The 19154-nt window shown below is 72.5% G+C and carries 15 protein-coding genes and 1 pseudogene; 8 read left to right on the top strand and 8 right to left on the bottom strand.

Annotation, left to right across the window (positions count from 1 at the left end):
- The first annotated feature begins 2 nt into the window (after positions 1–2).
- Positions 3–1391: a 2-oxo acid dehydrogenase subunit E2 gene (locus PYS65_RS32460; RefSeq protein WP_279337520.1), complete on the top strand. Its 1389-nt coding sequence runs from the start codon at positions 3–5 to the stop codon at positions 1389–1391.
- Positions 1388–1633, top strand: coding sequence for an acyl carrier protein (locus tag PYS65_RS32455; RefSeq protein WP_279337519.1), 246 nt, complete (start codon positions 1388–1390; stop codon positions 1631–1633). Before PYS65_RS32460 ends, PYS65_RS32455 begins: the two co-directional genes overlap by 4 nt.
- A gap of 39 nt (positions 1634–1672) precedes the next feature.
- On the opposite strand, the gene PYS65_RS32450 is transcribed toward PYS65_RS32455, so the two are convergent.
- The 3 genes from PYS65_RS32450 to PYS65_RS32440 form a co-directional block, all read right to left on the bottom strand.
- Entirely contained in the window at positions 1673–2719 is a 1047-nt protein-coding gene (locus tag PYS65_RS32450; RefSeq protein WP_279337518.1) for an alcohol dehydrogenase catalytic domain-containing protein, read from the bottom strand.
- Positions 2720–2813: 94 nt separating this feature from the next.
- Positions 2814–4295: a bifunctional aminoglycoside phosphotransferase/ATP-binding protein gene (locus PYS65_RS32445; RefSeq protein ID WP_279338149.1), complete on the bottom strand. Its 1482-nt coding sequence runs from the start codon at positions 4293–4295 to the stop codon at positions 2814–2816.
- 103 nt (positions 4296–4398) lie between these two features.
- Positions 4399–5274: a universal stress protein gene (locus tag PYS65_RS32440; protein WP_279337517.1), complete on the bottom strand. Its 876-nt coding sequence runs from the start codon at positions 5272–5274 to the stop codon at positions 4399–4401.
- 186 nt (positions 5275–5460) lie between these two features.
- Here PYS65_RS32440 and PYS65_RS32435 point away from each other — a divergent pair, with 186 nt between their 5' ends.
- The 6 genes and pseudogenes from PYS65_RS32435 to PYS65_RS32405 all read left to right on the top strand — a co-directional run bounded on the left by PYS65_RS32435 (position 5461) and on the right by PYS65_RS32405 (position 10371).
- Complete coding sequence (locus tag PYS65_RS32435) at positions 5461–6318, top strand: universal stress protein (RefSeq protein WP_279338148.1); 858 nt, start codon at positions 5461–5463, stop codon at positions 6316–6318.
- A gap of 97 nt (positions 6319–6415) precedes the next feature.
- Positions 6416–7015 (top strand): annotated as a pseudogene (locus tag PYS65_RS35310) (Rv1733c family protein).
- 39 nt (positions 7016–7054) lie between these two features.
- The gene (locus PYS65_RS32420; protein ID WP_279337514.1) at positions 7055–8452 is read left to right on the top strand and encodes a nicotinate phosphoribosyltransferase; all 1398 of its coding nucleotides are present in this window, start codon (positions 7055–7057) and stop codon (positions 8450–8452) included.
- A 5-nt stretch (positions 8453–8457) separates the two neighbouring features.
- Positions 8458–8742, top strand: coding sequence for a DUF1876 domain-containing protein (locus PYS65_RS32415; protein WP_279337513.1), 285 nt, complete (start codon positions 8458–8460; stop codon positions 8740–8742).
- 127 nt (positions 8743–8869) lie between these two features.
- Complete coding sequence (locus PYS65_RS32410) at positions 8870–9337, top strand: Hsp20/alpha crystallin family protein (RefSeq protein ID WP_279337512.1); 468 nt, start codon at positions 8870–8872, stop codon at positions 9335–9337.
- Positions 9338–9471: 134 nt separating this feature from the next.
- A complete protein-coding gene (locus tag PYS65_RS32405; protein WP_279337511.1) occupies positions 9472–10371 on the top strand; it encodes a pyridoxamine 5'-phosphate oxidase family protein in 900 nt (299 codons plus the stop codon).
- A gap of 156 nt (positions 10372–10527) precedes the next feature.
- Here the strand turns inward: PYS65_RS32405 and PYS65_RS32395 are convergent, their stop codons facing one another.
- The 5 genes from PYS65_RS32395 to PYS65_RS32375 all read right to left on the bottom strand — a co-directional run bounded on the left by PYS65_RS32395 (position 10528) and on the right by PYS65_RS32375 (position 19049).
- Positions 10528–11184: a potassium channel family protein gene (locus PYS65_RS32395; protein ID WP_279337510.1), complete on the bottom strand. Its 657-nt coding sequence runs from the start codon at positions 11182–11184 to the stop codon at positions 10528–10530.
- Positions 11181–11840, bottom strand: a complete 660-nt coding sequence (locus PYS65_RS32390; RefSeq protein WP_279337509.1) for a potassium channel family protein — start codon at positions 11838–11840, stop codon at positions 11181–11183. Before PYS65_RS32390 ends, PYS65_RS32395 begins: the two co-directional genes overlap by 4 nt.
- Positions 11837–14593 carry a cation-translocating P-type ATPase gene (locus PYS65_RS32385; protein WP_279337508.1) on the bottom strand — a complete coding sequence of 919 codons (2757 nt, stop codon included), beginning with the start codon at positions 14591–14593 and terminating at the stop codon, positions 11837–11839. The genes PYS65_RS32390 and PYS65_RS32385 overlap by 4 nt, the downstream gene beginning before the upstream one ends.
- A gap of 92 nt (positions 14594–14685) precedes the next feature.
- Positions 14686–17367, bottom strand: coding sequence for a formate dehydrogenase subunit alpha (gene fdhF / locus PYS65_RS32380; RefSeq protein WP_279337507.1), 2682 nt, complete (start codon positions 17365–17367; stop codon positions 14686–14688).
- Positions 17364–19049 carry an NAD(P)H-dependent oxidoreductase subunit E gene (locus PYS65_RS32375; RefSeq protein WP_279337506.1) on the bottom strand — a complete coding sequence of 562 codons (1686 nt, stop codon included), beginning with the start codon at positions 19047–19049 and terminating at the stop codon, positions 17364–17366. Before PYS65_RS32375 ends, fdhF begins: the two co-directional genes overlap by 4 nt.
- Between the last annotated feature and the right edge of the window lie 105 nt (positions 19050–19154).

The following is a 19154-nucleotide window of genomic DNA, read 5'->3' as shown; positions in this document are numbered from 1 at the left end:
TCATGGGCGAGTTCACCATGCCGTCACTCGGCGCCGACATGGACGAGGGCACGCTGGTGGAATGGCTGGTGGGACCCGGCGACCTCATCCGCAGAGGGGATCCGGTCGCGGTCATCGAAACCGCGAAGTCCACGATCGAGGTGGAGTGCTTCGAGAGCGGAGCGATGGGACGGCTGCTCGTCGAGCCGGGCACGACGGTACCGGTGGGCACGCCGCTCGCGCTGATCGAGCCGGCGGCAGAAGGGCGCGGGGAACCGGAGAGAGCCCGGAAGGCCCAGGGGAAACCACAGGCCCCGCCCGCCCCTGAGCACGCGAGGCCCGCCAGAACCTCCAAGCCCTCCCCTGCCCGCACGCCGGTGCCGTCCGGGGGCCGGGACCGCGGACACGTCGGGGCCGGCCCGTTGATCCGGCGCCTCGCGGAGCAGAGCGGCGTCGATCTCACGGCCCTCGACGGCTCCGGGCCGGCAGGGCGTGTCACCCGGGCCGACATCGAGCGGGCAGCGGCAGCCACGACCGCTGCCCGGCCCTCGCGCATACGGGCCACTCCCCTCGCCCGCCGACGCGCCGCCGAGCTGGGTGTCGACCTGTCCGCGGTGACCGGCACCGGCAAAGATTCCGCCATCCGCGCCGAAGACGTGAGCAAGGCGGCCTCCGGTCATGCTGCCGCGCCCCCACCGCCGCGCCGGACCACCGCTGCCGTGCGTGCTTCCCACCCTCCCGAGGACCAGGCGTCGGGCATGCGCCAGGTGATCGCACGCCTGATGACCCGCGCCAACCGGGACATCCCGCACTACTACCTGTCCACCACCGTCGACATGGCCACCGCGATGGACTGGCTGCACGACCACAACCGGCGCAGTCCGATGTCCGAACGACTGCTTCCGGCGGCCCTGTTGCTCAAGGCGGCCGCCCTCGCGGCACACGAGGTGCCCGAGCTCAACGGCTTCTGGACCGACGACCGCTTCGCCGCTGCTCAGGACATCCATCTCGGCGTGGCGGTGTCCCTTCGTGGCGGGGGACTCGTCGCACCCGCCCTGCACCGGGCAGACACCCTCGGACTGCCCGAGCTGATGACCGCCTTGAAAGACCTGGTGTCACGCGCCCGCACGGGCAGGCTGCGCGGTTCCGAAGTGTCCGACGCCACGATCACGGTCACCCACCTGGGCGACCAGGGCGTGGAAACCGTGTTCGGCGTGATTCATCCGCCGCAGGTGGCCCTGGTCGGCTTCGGGCGGGTGGTCGACCGGCCGTGCGCCGTCGACGGCCTGCTGGGCGTACGTCCCGTCGTCACGGCCACCCTCTCGGCGGACCACCGGGCGACGGACGGCGCCGTCGGGGCCCGCTATCTGACAACGCTCGACCGTCTCTTGCAGAATCCGGAGAAGCTGTGAACCGAACCGACGCGCTGAACGTGGTCAAGGAGTCGATCGCCCAGGTCATTCCTGACGCCGACCTGGCCACTCTGGGTCCCGACGAGGCGTTTCGGGACGCGCTCGAGATGGATTCGCTGGACTTCCTGACCTACATCGAGATCCTGGGCGAACGGACCGGCATGCGGATCGACGACGAGGACACACCGCAGCTCACCACGCTGTCCGGCAGCGCCGACTTCCTCGTCGCCCACGGGAGGTGAGAGCTGTCGTCGTCGGCCCAGTGCGGATCGGAGGACCGGTTACCGGGGTGGTTCCGGTGTCTCGCGGTGCAGCACGACCTTGAGGGCGCCGGTGTCCGGACCGTGCGCGAAGACCTCGTAGGCGTCCTCCATGCGCTCGAGGCGGAACCGGTGGGTGACCAGGGGGGCGGCCGCCAGCCGTTTGAAGAGCAGCAGGTCGCGCAGCCACGGGGTGGAGGAGGTGTCGACCTGGCCGGTGCTGATCGTCACGTTCTTGCGCCACAGGGCCTCCAGGTGCAGGGTGGCCGGCCTGCCGGGCATGCCGATGTTGGCGATGTGCCCTCCCGCGCGCACCACGCGGGTCGCCAGGACGAAGCCGTCCGGGGTGCCCGCGGCCTCGATGACCACGTCGGCGCCGGGCCCCTCGGACAGTTCGGCGACCATCCGGCCGGGCAGTTCGGCGGCGTCGGCCCCCAGCCGGGCGGCGGCCGCCAGCCGGGGGCGGGACAGGTCCACCGCGACGATCCGGCGCGGCGAGTAGAGCCGGGCGACCAGGACGGCGGCCAGCCCCACCGGTCCCGCGCCCACCACGACCACGGTGTCGCCCGGGCCCACGTGCCCGTTGCGCACCCCGACCTCGTAGGCGGTGGGCAGGAGCTCGGCGAGCAGGACCGCCTCGTCCAGGGGGAGGTCCAAGGGCCGCCGGTGTGTGGAGTGGTCGGCGAAGGGGACGCGGACGAACTCGGCCTGCGTGCCGTGGACGGTGTTGCCCAGGATCCACCCGCCGCCCCCGCGGCACTGCCCGTACAGGGTGTCGCGGCAGGACGGGCAGTGCCCGCAGGCCGAGACGGCCGACACGATCACCTGCTGTCCGGGACGCCGGCTGTGCACCTTGCTGCCGGCCTCCACCACCTCGCCGACGGCCTCGTGGCCGAGGACCGTTCCCGGTTTCACCTCGGCGAGGTCGCCCTGCCGGATGTGCAGGTCGCTGCCGCAGACGGTGGTCGCGTCGACGCGCACGATCGCGTCGGTGTCGGCCTCGAGCACCGGGTCCGGCACCGTGTCCCAGGAGGTCCGGGCGGGACCGTGGTAGACGAGTCCTCGCATGCCCGCTGCCTCCCTCGTCCCCCTCGCCGGTTCCTCTCCACCGTCACCCCCCGAAGCCTCCCCGGCAACACGGGAACCACATCGCCCATGTCCGTCAGTCCGGCCGCGGGTGGGGGCGGCGGAATACCGGGGCCTGGCCGGTGCCCCACGGGCGCAGGGCTGCCAGCGCCTGGACGACCGCCGCTTCCAGGGGGCCACGGGTGTCGACCGTGACGGCCTCGGGCCACGGTGGCTCCTTGTCGGCCATGGCGGTGGCCACGGCGATGCCCGCGTCGGATGCCGATGCTCCCGGGGCACGGGAGGTGAGGCGGGCCGCCGACACGTCGCCGGGGACCTGGCAGTGCAGGGCCACGAGGTCGGCGCCGGTGCGTTCGGCCGTGCGCAGGGCGGCTTCGCGTTGTCCCGCGTCGGACCATGTGGCGTCCAGGACGACGGATTCTCCCGAGGACAGCAGGGTGGAGGCACGGTCGAGCAGCGCGGCGTAGGTCCTGGCGGTCCACTCCGGTGTGTACAGGCCTTCGCCGTAGCCGGCCGCCGCGGGCTGCTCCGCGGGGAGGCCGGCCAGTTCCTTGCGGAGGCGGTCGCTGCTGAGCAGGGTCACCCCCAGGCGGTCGGCCAGTGCGCCGGCGAGCGTGGACTTCCCGCTGCCCGGAAGGCCGCCCACCAGCGTCAGACCGACGGCGGAGGTGCGCAGGTGGCGCAGCGTCGCCGTGACCAGTCGCCGGGACGCCGTCTCGGCACCGGGCGCGCCCTGGCCTGACTGGATCAGGGAGACCTTGGCGCGGACGAACGCGCGGTAGGCCACGTAGTGGTGCCACAGCGACGGGGGCGCGGGGTCTCCGGAGTACTCGCTGTACCGGGCGAGGAAGTGGGCCGCGGACTCCGGGGCGCCGAGCTGTTCCAGGTCCATGGCGAGGAAGGCGGCGTCGTCGAGGCCGTCGACGTGGCGAAGGCGGTCGTCGAACTCCAGGCAGTCCAGGATGCGGGGGCCGTCGTCGAGGCAGAAGACGTCCTCGGCCAGCAGGTCGCCGTGGCCGTCGACGATCCGTCCTTGCCGGATCCGCGTGTCGAACAGGTGCTCGCGGCCGGCCAGATAGCGGCGCGCCAGCCGCTCGACCTCGTCGATGCCGTCGGGCAAGGAGACGTCTTCGGCCAGGGCGTGGACCTGTGCGAAGCTCGCTTCCCACCTCGAGTACAGAGCGTCGCGGGTTCCCTGTACGTCCACTTCCGGGCTGCGGTGCGCGTCCGCGTGGCGTGCGGCGAGTTGCCGGGCCACGGCCCGCAGGACGTCGTCGACGGCGACTCCCTCTCGTACCAGCCGGGACAGTCGGCGGTCCGCCGGCATGCGGCGCATCACGACGAGCGGTTCGGCCACGTCCGTGTGCGGGGTGCGGATCTCGCCCAGGCCCAGGTAGACGTCCGCGGCGAAGCGGCGGTTGAGGGAGATCTCCTGTTCGCAGGCGGCCCGGCGGGCCGTCACCGTGGTGTAGTCCAGGAACTTCAGATCGACCGGTTTCTTGATCTTGTAGGCGTGATCGCCGAAGAGGAGCACGATCGCGGTGTGCGTCTCGTGCAGCTCCGCGCGCGGAAACGTCGCACCGTCGGGGCCGGAGCCCGACCGGAGTGCGGACGCGTCGATCCGGTGTGCGACCGGCCTCGCTCCCCTCGGGGCATCGGGCTCAGTCATGGGGGACGACGGCGACGGGGCAGCGTGCGTGATGGATGGCCGCCTGGGCGACGGGACCCAGGCGAGGTGCCAGAACGCGACGGTGCCGACGTCGGCCGACGACCAGCTGCCCGGCGCTCCCGGCGGACCGCAGGACCGCCCTGGCGGGGCTTTCCAGCCCGATGCTGTCGGCCACCTCCACCTGCGGGAACTTCTCACGCCAGGGGCGAAGGACCTGGTCCAGCTGCTTCCTCGCCTCCTGCGCGACGCCTTCGGCGACGTCGTGATCCACCCCCCAGGGAACATAGGCGTGCACGGGCAGGCTCCGGCCGTGCACGACCCGCAGCGGCACATTCCGCGCCGAGGCCGCGGCGAAGGCGAACCCGAGCAGGTCGTCGCAGGGGCCGTGCAGCTTCAACGCGACCACGACATCGCCTGTCCCGGCCGGTGCGGCCGGCGGGACTTCCGCGCGGGTTCCGGCACGGACCAGGACCACCGGCCGCTCGGCTTGTGCCGCGACGGACATGCCGGTGTCGCCGAGGAAGTAGCTCTCGACGAGTTCCAGCCCGCGCGAACCGAGCACGGTCATGGCGGACTCCGACGCCGCGTGCAACAGCGCGTCCTGGGCCTCGTCGGCAACCAGGTTGCCGACGATGGCGAGACCGGGATGGCGCCTTTGAAGTTCCGCCTGTGCGTTGTGCACCAGCCGCTTCGCCCAGTAGTTCTGGTCGATCTCGGAGGGCACCTTGGTGGGTTCCGGCGCGAGCATGGGCCACGCGTGCAACAGGCGCAGCGTCAGCTTGCGGTGCTCGGCCTCGTCCGCGGCCCAGCGGGCGGCGGAAAGACTCTCGGGTGAGCCGTCGAGACCAACGGTGATCACAGGCTCCATGGCGCCTGCCTCCGTCTCGTAGGAAGCTGGACATGACGATGACCGGGGTCGTCCTTCCGGGGCGTGGCGGGCCGCGCAGTGCCTGCCACTCATCCGAGAGTTACCGCAAACCCTTCTGCGGCGCACGCGGACCCGATGTGGGTCGGGGCTCGAAGGACGGAGTCCGGCGAGGGATGAGGTGTGGCTGTGGTGGTTCCCCTGGTGGTCGGGGTCGACGGGTCGGAGTCGAGCCTGGAGGCGGTGGACTGGGCGGTCGACGAGGCGGCCCGGCACGCGGTGCCGCTCCACCTGCTGCACGCGGCGGCGCCGGGCCAGGACTCGTCCGGTCTGATCACCGCCGCCTCAAAACGGGCCGGAGGGGGCGCCGCCGGCGTGCGGCTGTCGAGCGAGGTGCTGCGCGACGACGCGGCCTCCGCCCTGGTCGACGAGGGACACAAGGCCTTCGCGCTGGTGCTCGGGTCCAGAGGGCTCGGGGAACTCACCGGGCTGCTTTTGGGTTCGGTCAGCCTCGCCGTGGCGGCGCGGGCGGACTGCCCGGTCATCGTCGTGCGTGGCTCGCAGGAGCACCGGGCCGGCCGGTTCGGGAACGTCGTCGTGGGGGTCGAGGACGGTGAGGGAAGCGACACGGCCGTGGGGTTCGCCTTCCGCGAGGCTCATGTGCGGCGCTGCGAACTCGTAGCGGTCCACGCCTGGAGTGCGCCGCTTGGCGCACTCTCCGAACCTCTCCCCGGGCCGTGGTACGCCCTCGAGGCCCACCGTCGTCCACCGGCACAGGTGCTCGACGACGCTCTGCGCAACCCTGAGAAGCAGTACCCGGAGACCGACGTGACACGCCGGGTGGTCGAGGGATCAGCACGACAGGCGCTGTGGGAGGCCGCGGCGGAAGCGGACCTGCTCGTTGTCGGTGCCGGTGAACGGCATGTCCGTCCCGGCCTGCAACTCGGCCTGATCAACCACGCCCTGCTCCATCACGCACCGTGTCCGGTCGCGATCGTGCCGATACGTCGGAGGAAACCGCTCCGGGGGCCGACCCCCAAGGCCTGAAAGGCCACCTGCCGGGGACCTTCGGCCCGGTGACCGAGGTCCGCCGCCGTCCGACGGTGGAAAGAGAAGCGACCGGCGATCCGCTGGAGGCTCGACGATGAGTACCCGACATTCACCGTACGCGTTCGGTCCGCTGCCACCGCGCGGGGATGAGGCCCTCCGAGGGCGGAACCCCCTGATCCGTACGTCGGACCGGATCGAGTTCTGGATGCGTCGCGTGCTGGTGATCGTCCTTGTCGTCGGACTGCCGTTGGCAGGATTCGTCGCGGGCAGGGCGACGTACAGGTCCTCGATGCTCACGGTGTAGGCCCGGTCAGCCGACCGGCAGCAGGTCGGTGCCCGGGTGATGTCGGTCTCCGGGAATGTCGGACAGATGGCGCAGGCACAGGTCCGCTGGACCGACGGCAGGGACACGGGGCGGACGGTAACCGTACTCGTGAAGCCGGATACGTCCGAAGGCTCCACCGTGCGGGTGTGGGTGGACCGGGGCGGAACCGCCGTCGGCCCGCCGCTGACCAGGACCCGGGCCGTGGCCGATGGCTGGTTCGTCGGAGGCATGGCGGTGACCAGTGTGGCGACGGGGGCCTTCGTGGCGCGGGCAGGAATGCGCCATGTGCTGGACCGGAGGAGGTTCGCGCAGTGGGACGCCGAGTGGGATCTGGTGGAGCCCCTGTGGACCGGTCGATTCCACCGGTGACGCTCGGGCGAACGCGACGGGATGGAGAAGGTGGCGCTGATGTCCGATGCCACGACCACCGACCTGTACGAAGTGACGATGGCCATGTCCTGTCTACGGGAAGGGATGACCGGCCCGGCGACATTCAGCCTGTTCGTCCGCGATCTGCCCGCCGAGCGGGGCTTCCTGGTTGCCGCGGGGCTGGAGTCGGCCCTGGACCACCTGTCCAGCCTGCGGGTCGGCCCGGAGGACGTCCTCGCCTTCGCCGCCGCGCTGCACCGTCCGCCGCGGGATCTGGAACCCCTGCTCGGCCTGCGGTTCACCGGCAGCGTGCGGGGGGTGCCGGAGGGCAGGGTCGTGCTCGCCGGGGAGCCCCTGCTGGAGGTGACGGCTCCGCTGCCGCAGGCCCAGTTGGCCGAGACGTACGTGCTCAACCTGCTCAGCCATCAGACGATGATCGCCTCGAAGGCCGCGCGCTGTGTGATCGCGGCGGCCGGGCGCCCGGTCGTGGACTTCTCCCTGCGGCGGACCCACGGTCCGCAGGCCGGTTTCCAGGCCGCCCGGCTCGGCGCAATGGCCGGTTTCGCGGGGACCAGCAACGTGGCCGCGGCCACGGCCACGGGCATACCCGCCGTCGGCACGATGGCCCACTCCTTCGTGGAGGCTTTCTCGTCCGAGGAGGAGGCGTTCCGCGCCTTCGCCCGTGCCCACCCCGGCCCCGTGACCTTCCTGGTGGACACGTACGACACCGAGGCGGGCGTCCGCGTCGCGGCACGTGTGCTGAGGGATCTGGACCGCGGGCCGGGCTGCGCCATACGCCTGGACAGCGGTGATCTGGGAGCCCTGGCCGTGCGGGCCCGGTCCGTCCTCGACGAAGCGGGCCTGCCGGACGTGCAGATCACCGTCAGCGGCGGTCTCGACGAGTACGCGGTGGACGATCTGGTCCGCTCCGGGGCACCGATCGACGTGTACGCGGTCGGCACTCGCATCGGGGTCTCGGCCGACGCGCCGTATCTGGACTCGGCCTACAAAATGGTGGAGTACGAAGGGCGGCCGGTGATGAAGCTGTCGTCGGCGAAGGTGACGGCGCCCGGGCAGAAACAGGTGTTCCGTCGTCCCGGCTGTTCCGACGTGATCGCTCTCGCCGACGAGCGGCCACCGCACGACGGCACACCTCTGTTGGAGACGGTGATGCGACACGGACAGCGCACCGGTGGCAGGTCCGCGCTCGACGGGTGCCGGGAGAGGTTGGCTGCCGACCTGGCCGCGCTGCCGCCGTCCGCCCGCCGGATCCGGGCCCCCGTAGCGCCCCGGATGATGCCCTCCGAGCGGCTGCGCGCGCTCACCGACCGGGTCCGGCGCCGTATCGCGGAGCAGACGGGAGCCCCGCCACACGGCACGGGATGTCCGAACGAGCCGCGTCCGGGCCCTACAGGTCCGTCCCGAGCTGAGGAGTAGAGCGGATGTCGCACACCCTGGAATGGAAGGCTCGCCTCTACCTCTTCGAGGAGGGGGGAACCACAAAGGCCCGCGCGGTGGTCGACACCGGGATCACGGTGCTCACCGGGCACGGCACCGCACGCCGGAATCCGGCGGACCCGGACGTGCCGGAGATCGGTGACGAGCTGGCGGCCGGCCGGGCCCTGCAGGACCTGGGCCGGCAGCTGGTGGACATCGCCGAGCGCGACGTCGAGGGCACGGGCACGACGCGACCGGGCCCCCGCCCGGCAGTCGGGTGGTCCATGTGACCCGGTCCGCGCCCCGGCCGGGGACACCTTGTGGGTCGGACGCCCGTCCAGGTCCCCGGCTTCGTGAGGAGCGGATCCGTCTCTGCGGCCGGATGCGCTGTGGATCGAAAACCAAGGAGGATGACCGATGACGCTTCCAGCACACCGCGGCAGGGGCTCGCTCTCCGGATGGGACCCCCTCCAGGAACTCGAGGACCTGCGCATCCGCGTGGATCAGCTCATGCACGCCTCCTTCCCCGGCCGTGGTTTTCCCGAGGCCGAGGCCGGGGAAGGGGCGTGGGCGCCGTTGGCCGACGTCGAGGACACCGAGGACGCCTACCTGATGGAGCTGGAACTTCCCGGCGTGGAGAAGGACCAGATCAGCGTGGAGGTCAACGACGGCGAGCTCGACATCCACGGCGAGATCAAGGAGAGGGAACGCACGGGTGTGGTCCGCCGGCAGACCCGGCACGTCGGGCGGTTCGACTACCGCACGAGTCTGCCTCCGAACATCGACACCGAGCACATCACCGCGGAACTGACCGGCGGGGTCCTCACGGTGCGCGTCCCCAAGACCCGGAAGACCAAGCCGCACCGCATCGAGATCACCGGCTGAGGGCGGCGGGGCCGGCCGACGCGCCGTCGGCTGCGACCGGCCGGTGCCCGCCCCTTCCGTTACCCGGCAGCCCTTCGTGAAGGGCGGGTCAGGAAGCAGTTGCCCATCGGTACCTTGAGGAAAGGGCGGCGATCATGCGAGCTCACCTCGGCGATCAACTCGTCATCGAAGGCCCGGCGACCGGCGCCCCCCGGCGCGACGGCGAGATCGTCAGACTCCACCACGAGGACGGCACCCCTCCCTACGACGTGCGCTGGTCGGACACCCAGGCGGTGACACTCGTCTTCCCCGGCCCCGACGCCCACATCAAACACCTCGGACACCAACCCGAAACCGAAACCGAGACCGGGGCCGGGGCCGGGGCCGGGGCGCCCCCGCCCGCCGGCGCACCCGACCCCGGCGACCTCGGCCGGCGGGTGGCCACCGAACGCACCCGGCGGGGCCTGAGCCGGGAGGAGACGGCCCGCCGCGCCAGGATGGCACCGGACTACCTCGCCTACCTCGAGGAACACCCCGCCGATCCGAGCCCGGCGACCCTCCTCCGGCTGGCCGCGGCCCTGGGCACCAGCGTCCAGGCACTGCGCGGCAGCGGCGTCGACCTGCCGCCCGGCCGGGGCACCGCACTGCTCCACCCCGAACTGCGCGACCTCGCACCACAGGAGTGCCGGGCCCTGCTGTCCACACACGGGGTGGGACGCATCGCGGTGACCACGCCCGAGGGGCCGGCGGTGGTCCCGGTGAACTACGAGGTCCTCGACGACACGATCGCCTTCCGGACCGCTCCCGACTCCGTGCCCGCGGCGGCCGTGGGATCGGAGATCGCGTTCGAGGTCGACCATGTGGACGACGCCATGAGCCGCGGCTGGAGCGTGCTCGCCGTCGGCCCCGCCCGGGTGGTCACCGAGCCCGACCAGGGGCGACGGCTCACCGAACGCGCCCACACCGCACCGTGGGCCGGGGACGGACGCGAGATGTGGGTGTCGATCCGGCCCACCCGCCTGACCGGACGCCGCATCACTCCGGCCGAACAGTGAGCGGCCACGGCACCTGCCCACCACGCTCCGCCGCGCTCCAGGGCCGGACACATGCAGATCGTGCTGCGCCTGGGATACGGCCCCAAGGGCCCCGACACCCCGCGACGCCCGGTGCCGGACGTACTCGACGTCCAGCCCTGACCGGCGAGTCTCCGTCTACTGGAAGGCCGCGCGGATCTCCTGCTCGGTGGCGGCGTGGGAGACGAGGAGAAGTTCGTCGCCGGGCCGCAGCCGCATCCCGGACGCGGGAACCGTGGGCCGTCCCTCCCGGACGACGGTCGCGACGACCGTGCCCTCGGGGAGGGGGATCTCGGCGAGTGTGCGGCCCGCGGCACGGGACTGCGCGGTGATGGCGGTTTCGATGACGTCGACGCCCGCCTTGCTCAGCCGCAGCAGCGCGACGGTGTCGGCGGCACCGGTCGCCTCCTCGATGAGGGAGATCAGGGGCATGGCAACGGGGACCGCGGTGTCCACTCCCCAGTTCTGGTCGAAGAGCCAGTTGTTCTCCGCGTCGTTGACGCGGGCGACGACGCGCGGCACGGCGAACCGCCGCTTGGCGAGGAAGCTGATGACGAGGTTGTCCTCGTCGTCGCCCGTGGTGGCGATGACGAGGTCGGCGGTGAGGGCCCCGGCATGCTCGAGAAAGCCGGGTTCGCAGGCGTCCCCGGCCAGGAGGCGCACGGGCAGCCGGCCTTCGAGCTCGGTGATGCGGTCGTCGTCGATGTCGACGAGGACGACGTCGTTGCCGGCGGCGGCGAGGACCTGCGCGATCTGTGTGCCCAGGCGTCCGGCGCCGGCGATGAGGACCTTCACGTACCCAGCTCCTTGTCCAGGAAGCCGCGCAGCCGGCCGAGCGACGTGGCGGCGACGGCGAAGGTGACCAGGTCTCCGGGCTCGGCAGGGGTGTTGTGCGCGGGGACGAACGAGCGGCCCGCCCTGGTCACCTCGATGACGCGGATCTCGCCGTCGGCATCGAGCTCGGTCAGGCGCCGCCCGGTGAGGTAGCCGGGCAGTTGTGAGCGGATCAGCAGTGTCTCGCCGTTGCCGAAGGCGAGATCGGGGGTGAGGTGGCGGTGCAGCAGCATCTGGTGGATCCGGTGCACCGTCCAGCGGACACTGGCGATGGCGGGGATACCCAGTTCGCGGCAGATGTCGGCGCTGCGAGGGGCGTGGACATGGGCGAGGACGATCGGCACCCGGTAGGTCTCCTTGGCCGTCCGCGCGCTGACGATGTTGCTGTTGTCGCCCGACGTGACGGCGACGAACGCGTCCGCGTGCTCGATTCCGGCGGCCTCAAGGACCGTACGGCTGTATCCGTTGCCTTCGTGGAACCGGCCCAGAAACCCCGCGGGCAGCAGCCTGCGAGCCCTGGCCGCACGGTCCACGATCCGTACGTCATGGCCCTCGACGGCGAGTTGGGCGGCGAGCAGGGAACCGGCCCGTCCGCAGCCGACGATGATCACTCTCATCGCCACTCTCCTTTCGGGGCCGTGCGCCGGCGGTGACGCACCCACGCCTTCCTGAGCTCTTCGGCGACCAGGAGCAGCGCGCCGAGGCCGGCGAGGACGGCCCAGTCGCCGAGGCCCAGCGGGGCGGTGTTGAACAGGGCCTGGAGCGGGGGCAGGTAGCTGATACCCGCCATGACGGTGATGCCGAAGCAGCCGGCGGCCAGCAGCCAGGGGTTGGACAGGGCACCGATACGGAAAAGGCTCTGCCGGTCGGTGCGCACCGCGAGGGCATTGAAGAACTGGCTGACCACGATCCCGGCCTGGACCATCGTGATCCCCTCCCGGTAGGCGGTGTCGTCCTTGGTGAACTCGGAATACGGAATCCCTGAGGCATGGATGTGCCAGAAGAAGACGGCGGTCACACCGATTGCCTGAATGCCGCCCAGGAACAGGATGCGGCCCATGACGGCCCTGGAGAACAGCTGTTCCTTCCGTGACCGTGGTGGGCGGTCCATGACGTCGGGTTCCGGCGGCTCGGCGCCCAGCGCCAGGGCCGGCAGGACGTCGGAGCCGAGGTCGATGGCGAGGATCTGCACGGCGCTGATGGGCACCAGCGGGAAGCCGGCGAAGGTCGCCGCGAGGATCGGGACGAGTTCGGCGATGTTGTGGCTGAAGAGGTAGACGAGGAACTTGCGGATGTTCTGGTAGACCGACCGGCCCAGCCGCACCGCTGCGGCGATGGAGGCGAACGAGTCGTCGAGGAGCACCATCACCGCGGCCTCCCTGGCGACATCGGTGCCGGAGGCGCCCATCGCCACGCCGATGTCGGCGTGCTTGAGGGCCGGGGCGTCGTTGGCGCCGTCGCCGGTGACGGCGACGACCTCGCCACGCCGGTGCAGGCCGGCCACGACCCGCATCTTGTCCTCAGGGCTGACCCGGCACAGCAGCAGTTCCACCGGCCGGTCGAGCAACGCGTCCAGGTCGTCGTCGTCCAGCGCCTCGAACTCGGCACCGGTCACCACGGTGGGGGTGGGTCCGGTGACGATGCCGACCCTTCGGGCGACGGCCTCGGCGGTCAACGGGTGGTCCCCGGTGACCATCACGATCCGAATGCGGGCCCGCCGACAGGCGGCGACCGCGTCGCTGACCTCGGGTCGCGGCGGGTCGAGCATCCCGACGAGCCCCAGCAGCGTCAGCTCCGACTCGGCCGTCGCCCGGCCCGGCCGGGGGTCGGGCACCGGCCGCCAAGCCACCGCCAGCACGCGCAGTCCCTGGGAGGCCAGCGCATCGTCGGCGGCGATGACCTCGGCTCGCAACGCGTCGGTCAGGGGGCGGCACTCCCCCGCCCGGTCGGCGGCGACGCAACGGTCGAGAAGCTCCTGTGGTGCGCCCTTGACGTACACACGGTGGCCGCCGCCGTCTGTGTCCTGGTGCACGGTGCTCATGAGCTTGCGGCCCGAGTCGAAGGGATACTCCGCGACGCGCGGTGCCGCGGCTTCCTCGACGGCCAGGTCGAGCCCGGCCTTCGCCGCGGCGACGAGCAGCGCCCCCTCGGTGGTGTCGCCCAGCACCCGCCAGCCCGCCCCGTCCGACGGCGGAACCAATCGGGCGTTGCAGCACAGGGCCGCCGCCCGCAGCAGTCCGCGCACCGGTGCCGGGTCGGTGACCTCGCCGTCGGGTGCGTAGCCCACGCCGGTCGCGGCGTGCTCCGTTCCGTCTGCCCACACCCGTACGACGGTCATCTCGGCCCGGGTGAGGGTCCCGGTCTTGTCCGTGCACACGACCGTGGTGGACCCCAGTGCCTCCACCGCCAGCAGCCGCTTGACCAGGGCGTGCCGCCGGGCCATGCGCCGTACGCCGATCGCCAGGGACACCGACATGGTTGCGGGCAGTCCCTCGGGGACGAGCGCGACCATGACGCCGAGGGCGAAGACGAAGGTCTCGACGAACGGCTGCCCCGTCGGCAGGCGCACCAGGAACAACAGCGCTCCGATCGCCAGGGCCGTCCCCGCGACCCTGCGTGCCATCAGGGCGACCTGGCGCTGCAGCGGGGTCCGCCGGCGGGGTGCCGCGGCCGTCAGCCGGAAGATCCTGCCGAACTCGGTGGCCGCGCCGGTGGCGAACACCACGGCCTTGGCGGAACCGGCCACCACATCGGTGCCCATGAACACGCAGTTACGGGCCTGGAGCACCGGACACGCCGCCACGGGGTGGGCGGTGCGACCGACGGCACCGCTCTCCCCGGTCAGCGCCGCGTTGTTCACGGAGACCTCGTGTGCCTCCACGAGACGGCAGTCCGCGGGCACCGCGTCCCCGGCCTCCAGGACGACCACGTCCCCAGGCACCACCTCTTGAGAGGACACCTCGCGTCTCTCTCCGTCGCGCAGCACCCGGCAGGTGTGTCTGACCATCGCCTGCAGCGATTCGGCCGTGCGCTCCGCGGAGTACTCCTGGGCGAAGCCGATGGCGGCGTTCAGCACCACCACACACAGGATCGCCACGGCGAGTTGCAGCGTGCCGATATCCCGTGGTTCCTGAAGCCCGTAGGCCAGAAAAGTGATCGCGGAGGCAACGAGCAGGACGACGGCGAACAGGTCGGTGAACTGACCGGCCAGATCCCGCCACAGCCGCCTGCGGTGCGCGGAGGGAAGTTCGTTGGGGCCCAGACGAGCCTGCAACGCCGTCGCGGCCGCCGGGGTCAGCCCTCGCGGCGAGGTGTTCAGCGCAGCGAAGACCTCCCCGGTCGGCAGGGTCTGGACCAGGGGCGCGTCCACGGTGCCGGAAGCCGTCGGTTCGCCGTCCCCACCCCCTGTTGTCCGCAGAGGAATCCCTGTACCTGTTGCGGAGCGTCCGGCTTCCTTCTCTGTCACGTCACGACCACGCGGACCGCCGTGACCTTGTATTCGGGACAGGACGTGACGGTGTCGGCGTGGTGGGAGGTGAGGCGGTTGACCCCGCTCGTGGGGAAGTGGAAGGAGCAGAAGACCTGGCCGGGCGCGGTCTGCTCGCCGACGCGGGCGATGAGGCGGGCCCTGCCGTGCCGGCTTTCCACCGTGACCGGTTCACCGTCGCGCACGGCGTAGCGGTGGGCGTCGCCGGGGTGGAGATCGAGGAGGTCGACGGGGTCGAGGGCGAGGTTGGCGCCGCGCCGGGTCATGCTGCCGGAGTTGTAGTGCGCCCAGCGGCGTCCGGTGACCAGGATGAGCGGGTAGTCGTCGTCGGGGTGCTCGCCCGGCGGTAGGTAGGGAGCCGCGGCCAGGTGAGCGCGGCCGTCGGCGGTGGCGAACCGGTCCCGGTGGAGCTTCGCCTCACCGGGCCGGCCGGGGTCCCGGCAGGGCCACGGCACAGCGCCTTCCCGGTCCAGCCGGTTGTGCGACAAGCCCGCGAAGAGGGGCGCGACGCGGCCGCATTCGACCAGGGCGGCGGCCGGTGTCGGACAGCCGAGGTCGGCGTCCATCGCCGAGGCGACGGCGTGCACGACGTCGAAGTCGCTGCGCGCCTCTCCCGGCGGGGGCACGGCGGGGCGGACCCGCTGGAACCGGCGGTCGAAGTTGACGAAGGTGCCGTCCTTCTCCAGCCAGGAGGCGACGGGCAGCACCACATCGGCACGGCGTGCGGTCTCGGACAGGAACAGTTCGCTGCACACCACGAGCGGGCACGCCCGAAGGGCCTCGGCCACCTTGTTCGCGTCGGGATCGGTGGCGCACACGTCCTCTCCGATGACCCACAGCGCCCGCAGCCGTCCCGCTCGCGCGGCGGCGAACATGTCCGGGATGCGCAGGCCGGGCCGCTCGGGTACCGGGACCCCCCACACCGCCTCGGCCCGGGCCCGCGCCGCCGGGTCGGTCACTTTGCCGTAGCCGGGCAGGAGGTCGGGCAGCGCGCCCATGTCGGAGGCGCCCTGCACGTTGTTCTGGCCGCGCAGGGGATTGACTCCGTGCCCTCTGTCGGTGCCCACGGCACCGCGCAGGATCGCCAGGTTGGCCAGCGTCCGCACCCCGTCCGTGCCGTGCAGGTGCTCGGTCACCCCCAGGCCGTAGACGATCGCGGGACTCCGGGCCCCGCCGTAGAGCCGGGCGGCGGCGATCAGGTCGGCTGCGGGCACACCGGTGATGTCCGCGACCCGGTCCGGCGGGTAGTCGGCCAGCAGCTCGGTGAGCTCCGGCAGACCGGTGGCCCGCTCCCGCAGGAACGCCTCGTCGGTCAGGCCTTCCGCGAGCAGGACGTGGGCGAGCCCGTGGAAGAGCGCCACGTTGGTGCCCGGGCGGGGCCGCAGATGCACATCGGCGTGCGCGGCGAGGCCCACGGCGCGCGGATCGGCGACCACCAGCTCGGCCCCGTGCAGCACGCGCCGCAGCAGCCGTGCCCCGACCACCGGGTGGGCCTCGACGGGGTTGGCCCCCACCACGAGCAGGCAGTCGGACCGCTCGACGTCGTCGAAACTGTCGGTGCCGCCGGACAGACCGAAGGAGGCGGTCAGACCGGCGGCGGACGGGGAGTGGCACAGGCGGGAGCAGTTGTCCACGTTGTTCGTGCCGATGACGGCCCGCATGAACTTCTGGACGAGGTAGTTCTCCTCGTTGGTGGCGCGGGCCGAGGAGATCGCCGCAACAGACTCCGGGCCACCGGCGGCGACGGCCGCGCGCAGCCCTCGGGCGACATGCCCGAGCGCCTCGTCCCAGCTGACGGGCTCCAGACGGCCGTCACGTCGCAGCAGGGGCCGGGTGAGCCGTTCGGGGGAGGTGATGTAGCCGTGGGCGAAGCGGCCCTTGACACAGGCGTGGCCCTGGTTGACCGGGCCGTCACGGGCGGGCAGTACGGTCGTGATCTCGCCGCCGGCGGTGACGACGTCCAGGGCGCAGCCGACACCGCAGTAGCCGCACGTCGTACGGGTCGCCGGCGGCCGGTGGGCGGAGGTGAGTCCGCGCGCCGGGCCGGGTTCGGTGAGCGCGCCGGTGGGGCAGGTGTCGACGCAGCCGCCGCAGGCGACGCAGTCCGACTCGGCCCAGGGCCCGCCGGTGCCGGGCGCGACCACGGTGTCGGCGCCCCGGCCGACCAGGGTCAGGGCGAAGGTGCCCTGCACCTCGGCGCACATGCGGACGCACCGGCCGCAGGCGATGCACAGGTCCCGGTCCAGATGGACGTAGGGGTGGGAGTCGTCCCCGCCCCGGCCTCCGGCCCCCTGTGCGGTGTCGGGGCCGATGCCCATCGACCGGCAGGCCTCGGCCAGTTCACCGGGGTTGCCGTCGGCGAGGGCTCGGGGCGGCAGGGCGGAGGCGATGACCTCCACCGCCTCCCGGCGCAGTTGCCGCAGATCGTCGGTCGCGGTCTCGACGTGGACACCGGGGGCGGCCGGGGTCACACAGGCCGCCACGGTCTGCCCGGCGGCGCGTACGAGGCAGGTACGGCAGGAGCCGGCCGGGCTGAGCCGGTCGTCGGAGCACAGGGCGGGCAGATCGCTCCCGGCCGCTCGCACGGCCGCGAGCAGGGATGCTCCCTCGGGTACGGCAACGCTCGTGCCGTCGACCTGGATCTCGGTTCCGGTCATGGCTCCCATCCCGCCAGTCGGTCGCCGTAGACGCGGGCGAGGCTGCGCACGGCGGGCGGGATGCGCCGCCCGAACGCGCACAGGCTCGCCTCGGCCAGTACCCGCGCGAGTCGTCCCCACTCGGCACCGGGCGGAGTGCCGGCCCCGGCCAGCTCCAGACCGCGGCGTGAGCCCACCCGGCAGGGGGAGCAGGCGCCACAACTCTCCGCCGCCGCGAACTCCCACACGTGCCGCAGCACGTCCTGCGGCGCCACACGCCGGTCGAAGGCGACCAGGCCGGCATGGCCCAGTGCGGCACCGCGGGCTGCCAGGCCGGCCGTGGTGAGCGGCACGTCCAGCGCGTCCGGGGCGAGGAATCCGCCCAGTGGTCCACCGACCTGGAGGGCGGTCAGCTCGCTGCCGTCCCTCATGCCACCGCCCAGCTCGGTGACGATCCGCAGCAGCGAGGTACCCAGCTCGACCTCGTAGGCCCCCGGCCGGGCGAACCGCTCCGAGAGGCAGACCAGTTTCGTGCCGGTCTCCTCCGGCGTCCCGCGCCGGGCGTACGCGTCGCCGCCCCGGGCCACGATCCAGGGGACGGCTGCGAGGGTCTCCACGTTGTTCACCACGGTCGGCGCGCCCCGGAGCCCGCGCGCGGTCGGGTACGGCGGGCGCGGCCGGGCGCAGCCCCGGTCCCCTTCCAGACTCGCGATCAGCGCGGTCTCCTCACCGGCGACGTACGATCCGGCGCCCCGCACCACCTCGACGTCCAGGGCCGTGTCCGTACCGTGCACGGAAGGGCCGAAGTGCCCGTCCGCGTACGCCTCCTCGACCGCTTCCCGCATCCGTGCCAGCGCGCGCGGGTACTCCGAGCGGACCAGCACCACGCCCCGGCGGGCACCACAGGCGAAGCAGGCCAGCGCCAGGCCCTCCAGCACCCGCCGCGGGTCGGCCTCCATCAGCAACCGGTCGGCGTACGACCCGGGGTCCCCCTCATCTCCGTTGGCCACCAGCACGGTGCCGGGCGCCCGGCCCGCCGCCTCCCATTTCGCCGCCACCCGGAAGCCCGCTCCCCCGCGTCCGCGCAGCCCGGAGGCGGCCACCTCCCCGTGGACCTGCTCAGGGCTGCCGGCCACCACGCTCCGCGGCCACACCTGCCACGCCGGCTCATCCGCGACCACTCCGGCCAGCAGCACGGGGGCCCCGGTGTCGTCGGCCACTGGCATCTGCGGATCCGACGGTGGCTCGTGCCCTGCCAGTTGGGCGGCGAGAGCGGGACCCGTGCAGGGCACGGCCCCGTCGAGCGCGGCGGGGCCGGCGTAGCAGTACCCCAGACAGCGGACGGCTTGCAGTGACGTCTCTCCGTCCGGTGAGACGGTGCCCACGGTGACGCCCAGCTCCTGCTCCACCTGGGGGAGATGCCGTCCTGACCGCGCCGCGAAGCACGCCGTCGCCGAGCAGACCCGGATGTGACGGCGCCCGTGCGGGGCGACGAGGTCCGCGTAGTAGGCGGCCGGTCCGAGTGCTGCGGCGGCAGGCAGGCCGAGGCCGGCGGCGACCGCCGGGGCCCAGCTCTCGGGGCGGTCCACCGTGCCGGCCCTGGCCCGGGCCAGGTTTTCCACCAGCCGCTCACCGGCTCTTCCGCGCCGCTCGGAGAGGGCACGGAAGGCGTCGGAACGGCCGGCGGGACGCATGGCAGCCATGTCTTCATCGTGGTGGCAGTTCCGGAGCGCCACAATCCGGGCTTCGGGCGGATGCCGTTCGCGCCAGGGGCGTCAGGGTGCCGGTGCACCACGCTCGGCCGCCCG

The organism is Streptomyces cathayae, from assembly GCF_029760955.1.
Lineage (GTDB): Bacteria > Actinomycetota > Actinomycetes > Streptomycetales > Streptomycetaceae > Streptomyces > Streptomyces cathayae.
This window is presented reverse-complemented; position numbering and strand designations above follow the sequence as displayed.